The sequence below is a fragment of the Mesorhizobium maamorense genome, from assembly GCF_044998965.1.
GTDB lineage: Bacteria > Pseudomonadota > Alphaproteobacteria > Rhizobiales > Rhizobiaceae > Mesorhizobium.
Genome location: NZ_CP173356.1, coordinates 4,074,047 through 4,090,285 on the forward strand (window position 1 = coordinate 4,074,047; position 16,239 = coordinate 4,090,285).

General features: G+C 62.5%; 15 protein-coding genes and 1 tRNA gene. 11 read left to right on the forward strand and 5 right to left on the reverse strand.

Annotation, left to right across the window (positions count from 1 at the left end; genetic code table 11):
• The first annotated feature begins 64 nt into the window (after positions 1–64).
• Positions 65–2,374 (forward strand): phage tail fiber protein, encoded by a 2,310-nt coding sequence (locus tag ACIU1A_RS20335; RefSeq protein ID WP_404925112.1) that lies wholly within the window; start codon positions 65–67, stop codon positions 2,372–2,374.
• A gap of 181 nt (positions 2,375–2,555) precedes the next feature.
• On the opposite strand, the gene ACIU1A_RS20340 is transcribed toward ACIU1A_RS20335, so the two are convergent.
• Positions 2,556–3,056 carry a hypothetical protein gene (locus ACIU1A_RS20340; protein WP_404925113.1) on the reverse strand — a complete coding sequence of 167 codons (501 nt, stop codon included), beginning with the start codon at positions 3,054–3,056 and terminating at the stop codon, positions 2,556–2,558.
• Positions 3,057–3,168: 112 nt separating this feature from the next.
• Here ACIU1A_RS20340 and ACIU1A_RS20345 point away from each other — a divergent pair, with 112 nt between their 5' ends.
• Positions 3,169–3,771: a recombinase family protein gene (locus ACIU1A_RS20345; RefSeq protein WP_404925114.1), complete on the forward strand. Its 603-nt coding sequence runs from the start codon at positions 3,169–3,171 to the stop codon at positions 3,769–3,771.
• Positions 3,772–5,329: 1,558 nt separating this feature from the next.
• Here the strand turns inward: ACIU1A_RS20345 and ACIU1A_RS20350 are convergent.
• Both ACIU1A_RS20350 and ACIU1A_RS20355 read right to left on the reverse strand, forming a co-directional pair.
• On the reverse strand, positions 5,330–7,087 hold the full coding sequence (locus ACIU1A_RS20350; protein WP_404925115.1) for a DUF6538 domain-containing protein: 1,758 nt from the start codon (positions 7,085–7,087) through the stop codon (positions 5,330–5,332).
• Positions 7,088–7,165: 78 nt separating this feature from the next.
• Positions 7,166–7,240, reverse strand: a tRNA-Thr gene (locus ACIU1A_RS20355).
• A 161-nt stretch (positions 7,241–7,401) separates the two neighbouring features.
• On the opposite strand from ACIU1A_RS20355, the gene ACIU1A_RS20360 reads away from it, so the two are divergent.
• The 9 genes from ACIU1A_RS20360 (at position 7,402) to yacG (ending at position 13,158) form a co-directional block, all read left to right on the forward strand.
• Positions 7,402–7,650, forward strand: coding sequence for a hypothetical protein (locus tag ACIU1A_RS20360; RefSeq protein ID WP_404925116.1), 249 nt, complete (start codon positions 7,402–7,404; stop codon positions 7,648–7,650).
• Positions 7,651–7,777: 127 nt separating this feature from the next.
• On the forward strand, positions 7,778–9,070 hold the full coding sequence (gene murA / locus ACIU1A_RS20365) for a UDP-N-acetylglucosamine 1-carboxyvinyltransferase (RefSeq protein ID WP_404925117.1): 1,293 nt from the start codon (positions 7,778–7,780) through the stop codon (positions 9,068–9,070).
• Between the two features lie 149 nt (positions 9,071–9,219).
• Positions 9,220–9,654 carry a DUF2948 family protein gene (locus ACIU1A_RS20370; RefSeq protein ID WP_404925118.1) on the forward strand — a complete coding sequence of 145 codons (435 nt, stop codon included), beginning with the start codon at positions 9,220–9,222 and terminating at the stop codon, positions 9,652–9,654.
• Between the two features lie 3 nt (positions 9,655–9,657).
• The gene (hisD, locus tag ACIU1A_RS20375) at positions 9,658–10,950 is read left to right on the forward strand and encodes a histidinol dehydrogenase (protein WP_404925119.1); all 1,293 of its coding nucleotides are present in this window, start codon (positions 9,658–9,660) and stop codon (positions 10,948–10,950) included.
• 5 nt (positions 10,951–10,955) lie between these two features.
• Complete coding sequence (locus ACIU1A_RS20380; RefSeq protein ID WP_140501043.1) at positions 10,956–11,441, forward strand: UPF0262 family protein; 486 nt, start codon at positions 10,956–10,958, stop codon at positions 11,439–11,441.
• A gap of 48 nt (positions 11,442–11,489) precedes the next feature.
• Entirely contained in the window at positions 11,490–11,900 is a 411-nt protein-coding gene (locus ACIU1A_RS20385) for a low molecular weight phosphatase family protein (RefSeq protein ID WP_140501041.1), read from the forward strand.
• A gap of 196 nt (positions 11,901–12,096) precedes the next feature.
• Positions 12,097–12,315, forward strand: a complete 219-nt coding sequence (gene infA, locus ACIU1A_RS20390) for a translation initiation factor IF-1 (RefSeq protein WP_006200926.1) — start codon at positions 12,097–12,099, stop codon at positions 12,313–12,315.
• Positions 12,316–12,337: 22 nt separating this feature from the next.
• Entirely contained in the window at positions 12,338–12,964 is a 627-nt protein-coding gene (locus ACIU1A_RS20395; protein WP_404925120.1) for a Maf-like protein, read from the forward strand.
• Entirely contained in the window at positions 12,961–13,158 is a 198-nt protein-coding gene (gene yacG, locus ACIU1A_RS20400; RefSeq protein ID WP_404925121.1) for a DNA gyrase inhibitor YacG, read from the forward strand. Before ACIU1A_RS20395 ends, yacG begins: the two co-directional genes overlap by 4 nt.
• Before the next feature lie 18 nt (positions 13,159–13,176).
• Here yacG and ACIU1A_RS20405 read toward each other — a convergent pair whose 3' ends face one another.
• Both ACIU1A_RS20405 and ACIU1A_RS20410 read right to left on the reverse strand, forming a co-directional pair.
• Entirely contained in the window at positions 13,177–14,547 is a 1,371-nt protein-coding gene (locus ACIU1A_RS20405) for an alpha-glucosidase/alpha-galactosidase (RefSeq protein WP_404925122.1), read from the reverse strand.
• A gap of 19 nt (positions 14,548–14,566) precedes the next feature.
• Positions 14,567–16,234: an ABC transporter ATP-binding protein gene (locus ACIU1A_RS20410; protein WP_404925123.1), complete on the reverse strand. Its 1,668-nt coding sequence runs from the start codon at positions 16,232–16,234 to the stop codon at positions 14,567–14,569.
• Positions 16,235–16,239 lie beyond the last annotated feature (5 nt).

A 16,239-nucleotide genomic window follows, 5' to 3' on the forward strand; every position in this document is an offset into this window, starting at 1 on the left:
CACGCCTGCCGTGTCCCCCTCGCGGAGGCCACGCGGGCTAACACCACATTGGAAAACAAGAAGAATGGTCAGCACCATCACCAGAAGCACGGCTTCGGGGAGCACCGCAGACTTCCCCGTGGCCTTCCCATATCTCGACCGGTCCCACGTGCAGGTCCGGCTTAACGGCGTCCTCAAGACCTACCTTGTGGACTACTCCTTCACCACCAACAGCGTCATACACTTGACCGCTGGCAATCCCGCAGCGGGGACCATCGTGGAGCGCAAGAGGGTCACCCCCACGGACCCCCTTACGGACTTCTCCCCGGGCAATCTGGATGCCGGGGACCTCAATGTCGGCATCCTCCAGCCCCTCTACGTGGCGCAGGAAGGCAACGACAACGCGGCGGACATCCTGCTCCGCGCATGGTTCACTGCCAGCTTCGGCAATGGGGGCACCATCACGGTGGGCCCTGACGGCACCATCCTGATTTGGGACGCAAGTGGGAACGTGGTGCCTGGGCCCAGCGCTTCAGACATTCAGGACTACAGCGATGCGGCAGCGGCGGCACGCGATGCGGCTATGGCGGCCCAGGCGGCAGCGGCGACCTCAGCGGGAAGCTCAGCAGCCGCAGCCACGGCGGCCAGCAACGCGGCATCAGACGCCAACTCGGCTAAGCTGGCGGCCCAAGCAGCGGCGGCAAGTGTCGAGCTTCCCGCTGTCCTTACAGCTAATACGCTTCTGGTTACCAATCCGGGGGGCACGTCGCGGGAGGACAAGACGTTCGCTCAGGTGATGGATGTGCTGTCGCCAGCAGCGGCGCGAGGTGACATCCTCTTTCGCAACGCCACCACAATGGCTCGGCTCTCTGCTGCCACGGCAGGCTTCCTGCTGATGACGAACGGCGCAGGTGCAGACCCCTCGTGGCAGGGCTTCGTGCAACCGGTCGGCAGCAGCCCTGTGGCGCGGGCTTGGCAGAGCAAAGCGGCTGACTTTGTGTCAGTCCTAGATTTCGGCGCTATTGGGGATGGCGACATTGCGAACGCGGCGGCAAATGCCACGGCGCTGACCAATGCGCTTGCCACTGGGAAGCGGGTGCGCGTCCCCTACACCGCAGCAGGCTATCACTTCGGGACCAACCAGATAGCGGTTGGAGCCGGACAGGTAGTCGAGGGCGAAAACCAAGTCCTCCTCAAGTCCACGGCCAACACATCGGCCTTCCGTATGACTGGCACCAATGCCTACAGCGGTGTGCACAATGTCAGCATTGACATGACTGGTTCAGGAGCTGCCTCTACAGCAATTCGGTTCGGCACTTCATCCGGGAGCATCAACCGGGTTCGTCTTGGTAAATTACGCTTCACAAACTGCGTTGAGGCAATTGGTGATGAGGCAAGCGCTTCGAATGTCATCTCCGATGTGTTGGTGGCCGACTGCCTTTGCCAGAGCACGCGGGGGCGGCAGGTATATAATCGTCGTAGTGCTGGCTTCGTGGTGTTCCGCGACTTCATCATTGACCACACCCAAAACGGGTCGCTGGTGTCGTTCGAAAGTGCACGCTTCGAAGACTTCGCCGGGCTTGAGCTAAGCAGGTTTGACGCTCTTGGCTATGGTGCCGGCACCCCTGCATACAACGCCGCCGCTATTGCCATTGTCCTAGCCGGCAACGCGGTGACTGCTGCGGCTCTCTGGCTAGATAGGGTCTTCGCCGATACCGTCATTGGCGATGGCATCCTTGTCCAGAAGGTGCAGTATTTCTTTGGCCACTGCATCAAGTCCTCTCTTTCAAGGGGCCATGCCTTGACGTTAAATCAGGTCACGAACGCCACCCTGACCAACTCGATTGCCAATGGTTCCACAGGGCAGACGGGGGCGGCAGCCGGAGCCGGTGGGCTCAGAGTCCTCAACTCCTCCGATGTCGCTGTCTCAAATCTCCTCGCGGTGAACAACACCGGGGTGGGGTTGGACATCAACGCCTCCACCCGGACAACGGTGGCGGGCCTCGTTTCAAAGGCGAACTCATTCGGGCTTGCCATTCAAGGCACGGCTGCAAGCAACGTCGTGTCGGGCGGCGTGATGAGCGGCAACGGCACGGCTGTCTCCAACGCAGCGACGGGAGCGGGCAACGTTGTCAAGGACATCGCTGGTTACAATCCGGTCGGTGCGGCGGCAGTGACCACTGCGGCATCCCCATGGACCTACACCGCTGGCTCCTCGCCTGAAACGCTCTACCTCAGCGCTTCCACTGGAGTTTCCGCCGTGACCCAGGGGGGCGTTTCGGTGCTCCCGGCAGCCCTTGCGGCCAATGTCCCCCTCGGAGCGCAACTCGGCCCGAATGAGGCAATTGTCATCACCTATACGGGCACCCTCACAGCCAAGAAGATGGTGCACTGACGGGTGCGCGGAGTGGGGGCAAGTGGTTCCTAGAGGGAGACACATAGCCCCTGCTCCGCTCCAATTTCCGTAGAGGCCCTGCCCGACTACACCAATGGGTCACATACCCGGAATGCCATATACGCAAGGGCGGCGGCGAGGTTTCCCCCCGTGCCCCTGCCGACATCCCATTCTTTCCGAGCTACTGCCCGGCCTTGGCCTGCTCTCTTGCTGTAGTCCCCCAAACCCACCTTGCTATCGCTATGGCAAACAGAACGCCCAGCGTCACAATCACAGCAAGCAGCGACCAAGCGATGCCAATTACGGCGGAGCCCTGCCAGTCGAACGGCCGAAATGTGGTTTCAAACTTGAGGGTGCCAGCCCGCATGGCCTGCATCTCGGGCCACGACACGTAGAAGTCTCTGCCCGTCAGGCAAAGGTCACGAACGTTTATATTTCCGAGAGGGTTTTGCCGTGCGGCTAACTGCTCATCACTCTGTCGCGCGGCGCACTCGTAGGTGAGGCCCATGGAAAGCTGGGAGGTGGCGTCCGTCTGATATCGGTTGAGCACGTCCCTACTGTGCCAGCCAGCAGCCACTAGGCCCACGACTGGAGCAAAACGCAAACCCCGCAGAAACCACTTTTGATAGAGCCCCATGCTCACCCCCGCGCCCAATGTAGTCGGACTTTCGTCGGCAGCCAAGCCCGGGTCTCATTAGGGCAAGCCCGTGTGAGTCTCCCGAAAGGCGGGCCAACCAGTCTCACATGAATAGTCTCTTGACATTTCGGCTATCAGTCTCACATAATGGTCTCAGATGGCCATCCAAATGGAGACACACGCAATGTCCAGCGGCACTCTTGTGGGCTACGCCCGCACTTCCACCACCGACCAAAAGGCGGGCCTTGAAGCCCAGCTCCGCGACCTAAGCGCAGCGGGATGCACAAAGGTCTTCCGTGAGGAACTTTCATCCGTGGCTGACACGCGCCCCCAGCTTGAGGCAGCTCTCGATTGGGTGAGGGAAGGAGATACGCTTCTCGTCACCAAGCTAGACCGACTTGCCCGCTCAGTGGCGGACCTCGTGGCAATCACCGAGGCTTTGCGAGCGAAGGGCGTGGGACTCCGTATCCTGGCGATGAACCTCGACACCACCACTCCCACCGGGAAGCTGATGCTAAACCTGCTGGGGTCCATTGCGGAGTTCGAGCGAGAGCTGATGCTAGAGCGGCAGCGGGAGGGCATCGCCAAGGCCAAGGCCGAGGGGAAGTATGTTGGCCGCCAGCCCACCGCCCGCCGTCAAGCCGGCGAGGTGTTGCGCCTCAAGGCCGAAGGCAAGTCAGCAGGCGACATCGTGGTGGCCTTGGGCATCAGCAGGGCGAGCGTCTTTCGGATACTGGCGGAGGCCTCCGATGGGCAGTGAGGAGGCAACCGTCCGATCCCCTGCCGCCCTGCTTGCGAGCGAGATGGTTTCCGCATTGCAACAACTGACTTACGAAAGCCGACTGGAGGCCCTCGCTTTGGCTACGGCGGAGACCTTGCTTGACCCCAACCACGGCGGGGATGCCACTAGCCGCATTGAGGACTATACGGAGCGGCTGGCCGGCACGGTGCGCAAGGGAGCTGAAAGGCTGATGGTAGCCGCCGCCCCGCTCCGCCCATCCCTGCGGGCTCCCCTAGTGGACCACTTAAGGCATTGGCTCGCCCATGAGCTGCCAGGAGGGTTCCGCGCTGTCATCATGGACAACGGGGTCTTCGGCACGATCCTAGTCCTTTCCTGGAGAGTGGAAGGAAGGTCCCCATTATATGCCTCGGAGTTCTTCGCCAGCAGAATGGGGGCACTGGAGACCCTAGAGACGCTCAGCCGGGAGGTCTTAGAACCAAGCGGCTTTCCTCCAATTCCATGCTCAAAGCTGGGCTTGCGGCAACCAAGGACGCGTAGCCGAAATGCGGAAGACCGGAGCAGCCCTCCGGGTGCCTAACGGCTGCCTTATCGTCAGCGCCTCAAGCAAATTTCCGTGGTGCAGCTTAGGTTGCATCTGTCTGGTTTTGCAATCGGCCCGGGCATTTAATACCACTCACTATAGAGGGGGCTCCAAGCCGGCCATATAGTATTCCATAGAGGGGACCGTAATGGCTCCTTGCTTAGAGGGATAGCCCCCATCATCCACTGAGACCTTAAGGAGGAACCTTATGCCCACCATCATGCTCCTCCTACAGGCAGTGCATGCTGACCATCGCCTTTAGTGTGACGGCATCATGCACAGCACTGTCTGTTGTCCAAGCGACCTCTTTGGGGCCTTAAGCTGGCCACTATGCTACCCGGTGAGGAGGGAGGGCTATGACCAGCAACATGCCCTGCCCCCGTGAGCACATGGGCAGCAGCACATAGCTGGCACCTAGCCGGCACCTAGCCGGCACCTAGCCGGCACCTAGCGGGAGGGCGCAGGCGGCGCATAAGGGATAAGCCAGGGTGCTAGGCATAATGCACTCCGCCGTTCGATCACATCATTGCCTTGCCTAATGGGTCCACTGTGACCCGCCCCCTTAGGTGATGGTGGGGCTGGACAGGCCAACGTCCCTTGGTGCCTGACATCATGGGCAGCAAGTGGACTTGGCTCGTAGTTATCTATTGGCCGCCCTTAGGAGGCTTGCCAAACAGCTCGTCCGCTCTGTCCATCAGGGCCTTGAACTCCTCGTCCGATATCTTGTGCGGGACCGACAGCTTCGCAGGTGGCTGTGGGGGCTAGGCATGTTGTTGAGCACCAAGCTTTGGATGGGCTGCATCCCGGCCTCCAACACTGGAAGGCAGATGCTTGACCTGCCGCCACCAGCGCAACGCTCCACCGTTCCAAACCACCTGTCATGAACCAGCATTGAGGCACCCCAGACCTGAGTATCGTAGCGAAACATCAGCCCGAACCAAAGGCATGCAAGCAGTATGGAGCCGGGCAGTGCCAGCCTAATGCCATGCGTCAACATCATTTCGCCCCCTCAGAGCCATTGCACACCGCGCTGCTGTCCCCCAACGGGAGAGCCTCTACCTTGCTCAACTCAGCCGCAAGGCCGGGCAGCATGACCTGCGATGAGCCATACTTGGCGTGAACGTCCTGTGTGGCATGACCCGTGAGATACTTCTTCATGTCCTCCGCAACCCCATAGCGATCACATAGTCCCTTGAAGAGGTGACGGAGGCCATGGTTGGGGGAGAGCCCGGACCTCACCAGCCCCACGGTCTTGCTCCTCACCCACCGCCCTATGAGAGACGTTGCGCCACCCCGGAAAAGCTGGCCCTCAGGAGCCGCCTGCACCCACTCTATGAACCCCTCTGCCTCCAATGCCGGGTGGACCGGAATGCGCCGCTCGCTGCTTGCCGTCTTGAGGGAGCTCTTGCCGGCGCTGGTTACCTTAAAGAACCACAGGCCCTCCGCCTGGAAGAAGTCAGCCTTTCTGAGTGTATTCGCCTCACTGATTCTGAGGCCCGCATAGAGGCACACCCAAGGCAGCCACCGCTTGCTGGCATCCTCCACCTCCCTTCGCGCCGCAAGCAGAACCCTTCCGGCCTCCTCCATGGTGTAGGAGGTCTCGTCCCCAGGCTTCTCCACGTAGCTGGGCAACTCTATGCGCCCCGAGATGGTCTCGGCCTCAGCCATGGCATCCCGGTAGTCGCGGTGCTTCTTGCCCCAGTTGACGATGGTGCCTATGGCCACCAGCCTGTCAGCAATCGTCCGGTTAGAGACCCCGGCGTGCGCCTCTCCCTGCATGGCATCCAGCCAAGCCTCAACCTCCCCTACCGTGACAGTTGTGGCATTCGTTGAGCCGCGATGAGCAGCGAAGGCCTCCGCTATGCGCTTATACTTTTTGACTGACTTCTCGGGCATCGGCTTGGAGCCCTGCCCCGCCTTCCGCTTGGTGGCTTGAGCATCAATGATGGCTTCGAAGGTGACCCCCTTGCCGCTGCTCTTTGGCGTGGGCGTTGTGGCGATGAAGGCCGGCGCATCATTCAACTCGGGCACCGGCCCATAGCGGCCTGCGCGACGATCATCAAGGGCGAGCCCAACGGCAGCCATCTTCTGTGACATCTGAAGGTTTAGGAGGCGGCGGGTCTCGGCATCGACACGCAGGCCACGAGCCAAGAGAGCCTCATTGGAACGCTCTCCTTGCATCGCCTCAAGCGCATCGGCTAGGTCTGGGGCAAGCGCCGTGCGGAGGGCCGAGTGGGCTTCAAGCAGGCTAAAAGCCAAAGCCGTCTTCTCATGCTCCCCTGCCGAGAGGTAGCGCTTTAGGTCCGCCACCAAGGCCACTTGCTCGCTCACTGGCAACGAGGCCGCAATTCGCGCTAGCCTCCCGTCATCCGCAAGGGGTGGCACTTGGCCCGCTACTGGTGGCGCATCGTAGGGGTCGGGCTCATGCACCGCGAGGAATGCCCCCGCTCGCTCCGCTGCCAGAGCCACAAGCTGCTGATGGTTGAGCCGCTGGGGTCCGTCCCGCAGCAATTCGCGCCATCCGGACCAAACTGCCTCGATCTCAAGCGACACTTTCTTGTAGAGCCGCTCAGCCTCTTTTCTGTCTTTGGTGGCTAGGGAGCGGTGGATTTCCCGCGTAACCTTGATGCCGAGTTCGGCCAGCCGGCCTCTGTTTGCGAAGAGATCAGGCGGCGTTGCCTTGCGAAAATACAGAATGCCCGTTGTTGGATGGGGCCACGGACCCGTCATCAGCCACCTGCGCCGCGTTGCCAATCGTGCTCTCCATTGTAGCAGCCATCTTGTGAGAAGCTACGGAAAACGCTAAGGTATTGGCGCTACTGGCGAAGGAACTGGTGCTGCGAGAGAGGATTGAACTCTCGACCTCTCCCTTACCAAGGGAGTGCTCTACCACTGAGCTACCGCAGCCGCTGATGGCGGGGCTTCTGCCATATCGAACCGGCAAGCGCAAGGCCAAGTGCAAAGCATCTGTGAAAGCCTTTGCCGGATACGTTTTGATGACATGGCCGCGCCACAATGTTGGTTATGCCTGAATAGCGGGCTGGCCGGCCGCCCGCTAGGACGGGACGATGAACGATAAGACAATTCCACCGAAAAAGGGCGGCACCGGCCGCAAGGACCGCCTGGCCGAGCAGTTGCGCGCGAATCTGCTGAAACGCAAGGCGCAGTCGCGCTCGCGGCGCACGGGCGACGCTGATAAGCAGCGCGCCGGCGACGTTGACAGGCAGCGCGCCGGCGACGCCGACAAGCGGCGCGCCGGCGAGGCCGGCAAGCGGCCGGACAGGGTCGGCGCGGCGAAGGAAATACAAAAAGATTAACTCAAATCCGCCACTCTTGGGTCGGGTGCCAGGAAATCCTATTTCTTGAACCAGCTTGGCCGATGGTCTAGACGGGCCGATACTCAAACGATTGAAACCGGCTTTCAGGGCCGAGGGGATAGTCTTCATGGATCGCATCAGAATTGTCGGCGGCAACAAGCTCGCCGGAAGCATTCCGATCTCGGGCGCGAAAAACGCCGCCCTGCCGCTGATGATCGCGTCGCTTCTGACAGACGACACGCTGACGCTCGAAAACGTGCCGCATCTGGCCGATGTCGAGCAGCTGATCCGCATCCTGGGCAATCACGGCGTCGATTATTCGGTCAACGGACGCCGCGAAAAGCAGAATGAAGGCTATTCGCGCACCATCAATTTTTCCGCCCGCAACATCGTCGACACGACGGCCCCCTACGAGCTGGTGTCGAAGATGCGCGCTTCGTTCTGGGTCATCGGCCCGCTGCTGGCCCGCATGGGCGAGGCCAAGGTGTCGCTTCCGGGCGGTTGCGCCATCGGCACGCGGCCGGTCGACCTGTTCCTGGAAGGCCTGCAGGCACTGGGCGCCGACATCGACGTCGACACCGGCTATGTCATCGCAAAGACCAGGAACGGCCGCCTCGTCGGCAACCGTTACGTCTTTCCGAAAGTGTCGGTCGGCGCCACCCATGTGCTGATGATGGCGGCGTCGCTCGCCAAGGGCGAGACGGTGCTTGAAAACGCCGCCTGCGAGCCCGAGATCGTCAACCTCGCCGAATGCCTCAATGCCATGGGCGCCAAGATTTCCGGCGCCGGCACGCCAACCATCATCATCGACGGCGTCGAGGCGCTGTCGGGCGCGCGCGTGCGCGTCATCCCGGACCGGATCGAGACCGGAACCTATGCCATGGCCGTCGCCATGACCGGCGGCGACGTCGTGCTCGAGGGCGCGCGTCCCGATTTGCTGCAGACCGCGCTGGACGTGATCGCGCAGACGGGCGCCGAGATCACGCCGACCAATTCCGGCATCCGCGTCAAGCGCAACGGCGCCGGCATTTCACCGGTCGACGTGACGACGGCGCCCTTCCCGGCTTTCCCGACCGATCTGCAGGCGCAGTTCATGGGGCTGATGACCATGGCCAAGGGCAAGTCGCGCATCACCGAGACGATCTTCGAAAACCGCTTCATGCATGTGCAGGAACTGGCGCGTCTAGGCGCACACATCACACTTTCGGGCCAGACGGCGATCGTCGACGGCGTGCCGAAATTGAAAGGCGCGCCTGTCATGGCGACCGACCTTCGCGCTTCCGTTTCGCTGGTCATCGCCGGCCTGGCGGCCGAAGGCGAAACCACGGTCAACCGCGTTTATCATCTCGACCGCGGCTTCGAGCGGCTGGAGGAAAAGCTGTCCAACTGCGGCGCGGTGATCGAACGGATCTCGGCTTAGGCCGATCCCCGCCCGCCTCACGGCTGCGCGGACCGGAACGACCTCCGGATTCCTGCTTGAGCATGATCTTTTCCGAAAAGCGGTTTCCACTTTTCGGGATCATGCTCTAACAGAAGGCTGAACAGTCAATTTTCAGGTGCGAAATCTGCATGACCGGCCTTAAGCTTATCGCCCTCGACGACCAGGACCTGAGCATCGTCTCCGCCCACGTCCAGGACGCCGTGATGAAAGTCTCGGACCTTGAATACCTTCCCGCGGCCAAGCGTTTCGTGCTGACCATGAACCGTTTCGTCTGGGAGGCTAAATCGGGCTTCTTTCGCCAGCACAACGAACGGCGCCAGGCCGTGCTGCATTTCGATCGGGTTCTGGGCGCCAAGACCAGCGGCATAGCCCGCGACAAGCCGGCCGAAGTGCTGTCGCTGCTGGCGATCAGCTTCATCGAGATCAGCAACCCGGCCGGCATCGTCGAGCTGATCTTTTCGGGAGGCGGCGCAATCATGCTCGATGTCGAATGCATCGAGGCCCGCCTTGCCGATGTCGGCGGCGCGTGGGAAGCCACGTCGCGTCCCGTGCACAGGGCCTGAGCGATGGCCATCACGCTTCGCCAGTCCGACGCCGATTTCGAACAGCGTTTCGCCGCTTTCCTCACCACCAAGAGAGAAGTGTCGGCCGATGTCGACGCGGCCGTGCGCCAGATCATCGCGCGCGTGCGCGCCGACGGCGACGCCGCCCTCGTCGACTTTACCAGACGCTTCGACCGGGCCGACCTCAGGGAACTTGGCATTGCCGTGTCGAAGGACGAGATCGCCCGCGCCTATGCCGCTTGCGACCACCAGACGATCGAGGCACTCGAATTCGCGCGCGACCGCATCCGCGCCTACCACGAGCGGCAGCGGCCGAAGGACGACCGTTTTACCGATGCCGCGGGCGTCGAGCTCGGCTGGCGCTGGACCGCCGTCGAGGCGGTCGGGCTTTACGTGCCGGGCGGCACTGCGAGCTATCCGAGTTCGGTGCTGATGAACGCCATACCGGCCAAGGTCGCCGGCGTGGAGCGCATCGTCATGGTGGTGCCGGCACCCGGCGGCGTCATCAATCCGCTCGTGCTGGTGGCGGCCGATCTTGCCGGCGTGCCGGAAATCTATCGCATCGGCGGCGCCCAGGCGATCGCGGCCCTGGCCTATGGCACCGAGACGATAAAGCCGGTCGCCAAGATCGTCGGCCCTGGTAATGCCTATGTCGCGGCGGCCAAGCGCCAGGTGTTCGGCACCGTCGGCATCGACATGATCGCCGGCCCCTCGGAAGTGCTCGTCGTGGCCGACGGCGACAATGATCCCGACTGGATCGCAGCCGATCTCCTGGCCCAGGCCGAACATGACGCGTCCGCGCAGTCGATCCTGATCACCGACGATCCGGCCTTTGGCAAGGCGGTGGAAGAGGCGGTCGAACGGCAGCTGCCAAACCTGCCACGGGCGGAGACGGCAGCGGCGAGTTGGCGCGATTTCGGCGCGGTGATCGAGGTTGCGGCGATCGAGGCGGCGCTGCCGCTGGTCGACCGTATCGCGGCCGAGCATGTCGAACTGGCAATCGACGATGCCGAGGGCTTCCTGTCGCGGATGCACAATGCCGGTGCCGTGTTTCTCGGCCGCCATACGCCGGAAGCCATCGGCGACTATGTCAGCGGTTCCAACCACGTGCTGCCGACGGCGCGCTCGGCGCGTTTCTCGTCAGGCCTTTCGGTACTCGATTTCGTCAAGCGCACCTCGATCCTGAAGCTCGGGCCCGAGCAATTGCGCGCGCTGGCGCCCGCCGCGATCGCGCTGGCCAAGGCGGAAGGGCTCGACGCGCATGGACGCTCCGTCGCTATCCGGCTGAACATGTAGGCGCCATGTCGGGCTCCGATCAAACCCGGGCGAGGCTGATCGATGTCGAACTCGATGAATCGATCGGCCGTTCGACGCCCGACGTCGAGCACGAACGCGCGGTGGCGATCTTCGACCTGATCGAGGAGAACAGTTTTCAACCGGTCAACGACAGCGGCGCCGGCCCCTACCGGCTGAAGCTGTCGCTGGCCGAGTCCCGCCTGGTTTTCGCCGTGACGCGCGACGACGGTTCCGCCGTGGTCACCCATATCCTGTCGCTGACGCCGCTCAGGCGCATCGTCAAGGACTACTACATGATCTGCGAAAGCTATTACGACGCCATTCGCTCCTCGACGCCGAGCCATATCGAGGCGATCGACATGGGTCGCCGCGGCCTGCACAATGAGGGTTCGCAGACGTTGATGGACCGGCTCGCCGGCAAGATCGACATCGATTTCGACACGGCGCGCCGGCTGTTCACGCTGGTCTGCGTGCTCCATTGGCGGGGTTAACCCCTGACCGCCGGCGCACCGCCCCGTTCGATCCTGTTCCTGTGCGGCATGAATGCCGTGCGCTCGCCGATGGCCGAGCTGTTGGCGCGGCGCATGCTGCCGGCCAGCACCTTCGTCGCCTCAGCGGGCGTGCGCAGCGGGGAGCGTGACCCGTTCGTCGATGCCGTGCTTGCCGAGGAAGGCCTGTCGCTGGGCGAGCGCCATCCAAGGACGATGGACGAGCTGGAAGACGACTATTTCGATCTCATCGTCACGCTCGCGCCGGAGGCGCACCATGCCGCGCTGGAGCTCACCCGCTCGCTCGCCGTCGAGGTCGAATACTGGCCGACGCCGGATCCTACGGGCGCCAGCGGCACGCGCGAGCAGATCATCGCGGCCTATCGCGATGTGCGTGAACGGCTGAAGTTGCGCATAGGCCGACGTTTTTTGCTTCCGGAAGCAAAAAACGCGACGGATTAAGCGTGTTCACAAGCCGACGATTATCATATAGGTTCCGCCGAATTTCCGGCTAGAGTCGGATGCGGTTGGGTCTCTTCGACCTGACAGCTTCCGACTCTAGATCAAAGAAGTAGAGCATGATGTCGTCCGAAAACCGCCTCATACTTTTCGGCATCATGCTCTAAACGCCGGGAAACCATCCAAGCAAAGGTATCGAATGCCGAAGGAAGAAGTCCTCGAGTTTCCGGGTGTCGTCACGGAACTGCTGCCCAACGCCATGTTCCGAGTGAAACTCGAAAACGAACACGAAATCATAGCCCATACGGCCGGCCGCATGCGCAAGAACCGTATCCGCGTGCTGACCGGCGACAAGGTTCTGGTCGAGATGACGCCCTACGACCTGACCAAGGGCCGCATCACCTATCGTTTCAAGTAAGATCAAGGCCGACTGGTCCGCGATGAGCATTTTGCTGAAGCTGGTGCTTGCCTCGGGTTCGCCGCGCCGCATCGAACTCCTGCAGCAGGCCGGCATCGAACCGGACCGCATATTGCCCGCCGACATCGACGAGACGCCGCTGCGTGCCGAGCATCCGCGCTCGCTGGCCAAAAGGCTGTCGAAGGAAAAGGCCGAAAAGGCATTTGCCTCACTGAAGTCGGAAACCGACTACGCGCCGGCCTTGGTGCTGGCCGCCGACACGGTGGTCGCTGTCGGGCGGCGCATCCTGCCCAAGGCCGAGACGCTCGATGATGCCGCCAACTGCCTCGGACTGCTGTCGGGGCGTTCGCACCGGGTCTATTCCGGCATCTGCCTGATCACGCTCGGCGGCAAACTGCGCCAGCGGCTGGTCGAGACGCGGGTGCGGTTCAAGCGGCTGCCGCGCGAGGAGATCGACGCCTATGTCGCGTCGGGAGAATGGCGCGGCAAGGCCGGCGGCTATGCCGTACAGGGGCTTGCGGGCGCTTTCGTCGTCAAGCTGGTCGGCTCCTACACCAATGTCGTCGGCTTGCCGCTTTACGAGACCGTAGCGTTGCTTTCAGGCGAAGGCTTCAAGGTCCATCAAAACTGGTCCTCGGCGCGGCCATGAGCGCGGACGACAAGGTGACGCCGCTGCGGCCAAGGCGCCCCTGCCCCGAATGCGGCAAGCCTTCGGCGCGCGAGACCTACCCGTTCTGCTCCAAGCGCTGCAAGGACATCGACCTCAACCGCTGGCTGAAGGGCGCCTATATCATCAAAGCCCGCGACGACGAGGAAGAACCCGACGCCGACGAGCCGAAATAAGCTAAGAGCGACGCTTGATCAGGCGGCTTGGATCTTGCGGCTCACGCGTGCCCAGGCCGGCAGCCAGTCGCCGTGGGCGGCAAGAAGCTCGTCCACCAGTGACCATATCTGGTCGAGATCGAGCTCGGCTGCCGTGTGCGGATCCATCATCGCCGCATGATAGATGTGTTCCCGGTTCTCGCTCGTCAGCGCCCGCACCGTCAGTTCCTGCACGTTGATGTTGGTGCGGATCAGCGCCGTCAATTGTGGCGGCAGGTCGCCGATGTAAGTCGGCTGGATGCCGGAGGCGTCGACCAGGCACGGCACCTCGGCAGCGCACTCGCGGGGCAGCGAGGTGATGCAGCCATTGTTGCGGATGTTGCCGTAGATCACCGACGGCTCGCCGGTCCAGACCGAATTCATGATCGAGGAGGCATATTCCTTCGACTGCTCGACCTCGATGCGCTCGGCCGAGCGGTAGGCTTCCGCCTGCCCCTGCCAACGCTCGATCTGCTCGATGCAGCGCCTGGGATATTCATCCAGCGGGATACCGTATTTCTCGATCAGGTCGGGACGGCCGCTCTTGATGAAATAGGGCGTGTACTCGGCAAAATGCTCCGAGCTTTCGGTGACGAAATAACCGAGCCGGGTCAGCATCTCGTAACGCACCTTGTTGGGGCAGCGCGGATTCCAGCCGGGCTTGGGCGCGCGGCCCTCGCGATAGGCGCGCAGGAGATCTGGGTAGAGGTCGCGATAGGAGCCGTCGGGCTGGCGGTGCTCGAACTTCAGGTAAAATGCCATGTGGTTGATGCCGGCCGAGCGATAGCGGATGTCCTCGTAGGGAAGATCGAGATCGTGCGCCAGTTCCATCGCGGTGCCCTGCACCGAGTGGCACAGCCCGACCTGCCTGATCTCAGGATATTTCTCCGAGATCGCCCAGGTGTTGATCGCCATCGGATTGACGTATTGCAGCATGATCGCATCGGGGCATACGGCGAGCATGTCCTCGCAGATCTTCCACAGATGCGGCACGGTCCTCAAGCCTCGCATGATGCCGCCGACGCCGAGCGTGTCGGCGATGGTCTGGCGCAGGCCATATTTCTTGGGCACTTCAAAGTCGGTGACGGTGCAGGGCTCGTAGCCACCGATCTGGAAGGCGACGACGACGAAATCGGCACCGGCCAGCGCCTTGCGCTGGTCGGAATAGGTCTCGGCCTTTGCCTTGACGCCGAGCGTCGCAATCAGCTTGTTGACGACGACGGCACTCTCTTCCAGGCGCTGCGGATCGATGTCCATCAGCGCGATCGTCGCGCCCGAAAGCGCCGGCCGCTGCAGCACGTCGCCGACGATGTTCTTCATGAACACGGTCGAGCCGGCGCCGATGAAAGTGATCCTGGGATGTCTTGCCACGCTAACCTCCGGCATGTGTTCAGGCCACGTCGAAAGCGGCCCGGACGAGCCGTTCGGTGTAGGCGGTCTTGGGATCGGTGAGGACCTCGTCGACAGGTCCCTGTTCGACGATCTTGCCATGCTGCATGACGATGACGCGGTGGCACAGAGCGCGAACCACCTTGAGATCGTGCGAGATGAAGAGATAGCTCAGGCCGCGCTCGTCCTGCAGCTTGCGCAGGAGGTCTATGATCTGCGCCTGGACGGAGAGATCGAGCGCCGATGTCGGCTCGTCGAGCAGGATGAATTCCGGTTCCAACGCGATGGCTCGGGCAATCGCGATGCGCTGCCGCTGTCCGCCGGAGAACTCGTGCGGAAATCGCGAAAGGATGTCGCCCGGCATGCCGGCGCTGACCAGCGCCTCGCGCACCCGCTCGACCCGCTCGCGCCGCGTCGCTCCGATGCCGTTGACGATCAGCCCTTCCTCGATGATCTGCCCGATCGTCATGCGCGGGTTGAGCGAGGAGAACGGATCCTGGAAGACGACCTGCATGCGCGATCGCAGCGGCCGCATCTCGGCCCGTGACAGCCCATGGATCGGCTGGCCGTTGAAACGGATCTCGCCGCGCTTGGCATCGATCAACCTGAGCAGGCACTGGCCGAATGTGGTCTTGCCGGAGCCGGATTCGCCGACCAGTCCCAGGGTTTCGTGGCGGCAAAGCTTGAGATCGAGATCGTCGACGGCGACCAGCTCGCGCCAGTCGGGTTTGAGGAAGGTGCCGTGACGCAGCATGAAGCAGACGCGCACCCCGTTCGCTTCGAGAATGGTGCCGGAGCCCTCCGGCAGCGGCTGTGGTCGCCCGCGCGGTTCGGAGGCGAGCAGTCGTTGCGTATAAGGATGCTGGGGATCGGAGAACAGACGTTCGGTGACGTTGTGTTCGCGCATTTCTCCATGCTGCATGACATAGACGTAGTCGGAGAATTTGCGCACGACCGTGAGGTCATGGGTGATCAGGATCACCGCCATGCGCAGCTCTTTCTGCAGATTGCGGATCAGGTTCAGGATCTGTGCCTGGACGGTGACGTCGAGCGCCGTCGTCGGTTCGTCGGCGATCAGCACGTCGGGATCGTTGGCCAGCGCCATGGCGATCATCACGCGCTGGCGCTGGCCGCCCGAGAGCTGATGCGGATATTGCTTGAGCCGCGCGACGGGATCCGGGATCTGGACATGCTGCAGGAGTTCGAGCGCCCGTGCCCAGGCTTGCCGCCGGCCGACCTTGCGATGAACCCTGATCGCCTCGACGATCTGGCTGCCGATCGTATAGATCGGATTGAGCGAGCTCATCGGCTCCTGGAAGATCATCGAGATGCGGTTGCCGCGCAGCTTGCGCCGGGCGCTTTCGGGGAACTTCAGGATGTTCTGCCCATCATAACAGACGGTCGATCTCGGCGACACGGTGGCGCGCCGGGACAGCAATCCCATGACGGTGCGCGCCGTCACCGATTTGCCGGAACCGGATTCGCCGACGATGGCGATCGTCTCGCCGCGATAGAGCTGGAACGAGACGTCCTTGACCGCCTCGACCGTGCCGTGCTCGACCTTGAAGACGACCTCGATGTTGCGGGCATCGATGACGGGTTCTCCCTGGCGTCCCTCATGGTCGTGCCGGACGGAAGGTGCGAAAGGTTCGGAGAGCGCGAGCGTCATCCCAA

Bases quoted from the DNA above. Each gene is read 5' to 3' on its own strand.
- ACIU1A_RS20335 (WP_404925112.1), top strand. From the start codon at position 65: ATGGTCAGCACCATCACCAGAAGCACGGCTTCGGGGAGCACCGCAGAC.
- ACIU1A_RS20345 (WP_404925114.1), top strand. From the start codon at position 3,169: ATGGCCATCCAAATGGAGACACACGCAATGTCCAGCGGCACTCTTGTG.
- ACIU1A_RS20360 (WP_404925116.1), top strand. From the start codon at position 7,402: ATGAACGATAAGACAATTCCACCGAAAAAGGGCGGCACCGGCCGCAAG.
- murA (WP_404925117.1), top strand. From the start codon at position 7,778: ATGGATCGCATCAGAATTGTCGGCGGCAACAAGCTCGCCGGAAGCATT.
- ACIU1A_RS20370 (WP_404925118.1), top strand. From the start codon at position 9,220: ATGACCGGCCTTAAGCTTATCGCCCTCGACGACCAGGACCTGAGCATC.
- hisD (WP_404925119.1), top strand. From the start codon at position 9,658: ATGGCCATCACGCTTCGCCAGTCCGACGCCGATTTCGAACAGCGTTTC.
- ACIU1A_RS20380 (WP_140501043.1), top strand. From the start codon at position 10,956: ATGTCGGGCTCCGATCAAACCCGGGCGAGGCTGATCGATGTCGAACTC.
- ACIU1A_RS20385 (WP_140501041.1), top strand. From the start codon at position 11,490: ATGAATGCCGTGCGCTCGCCGATGGCCGAGCTGTTGGCGCGGCGCATG.
- infA (WP_006200926.1), top strand. From the start codon at position 12,097: ATGCCGAAGGAAGAAGTCCTCGAGTTTCCGGGTGTCGTCACGGAACTG.
- ACIU1A_RS20395 (WP_404925120.1), top strand. From the start codon at position 12,338: ATGAGCATTTTGCTGAAGCTGGTGCTTGCCTCGGGTTCGCCGCGCCGC.
- yacG (WP_404925121.1), top strand. From the start codon at position 12,961: ATGAGCGCGGACGACAAGGTGACGCCGCTGCGGCCAAGGCGCCCCTGC.
- ACIU1A_RS20410 (WP_404925123.1), bottom strand. From the start codon at position 16,234: ATGACGCTCGCGCTCTCCGAACCTTTCGCACCTTCCGTCCGGCACGAC.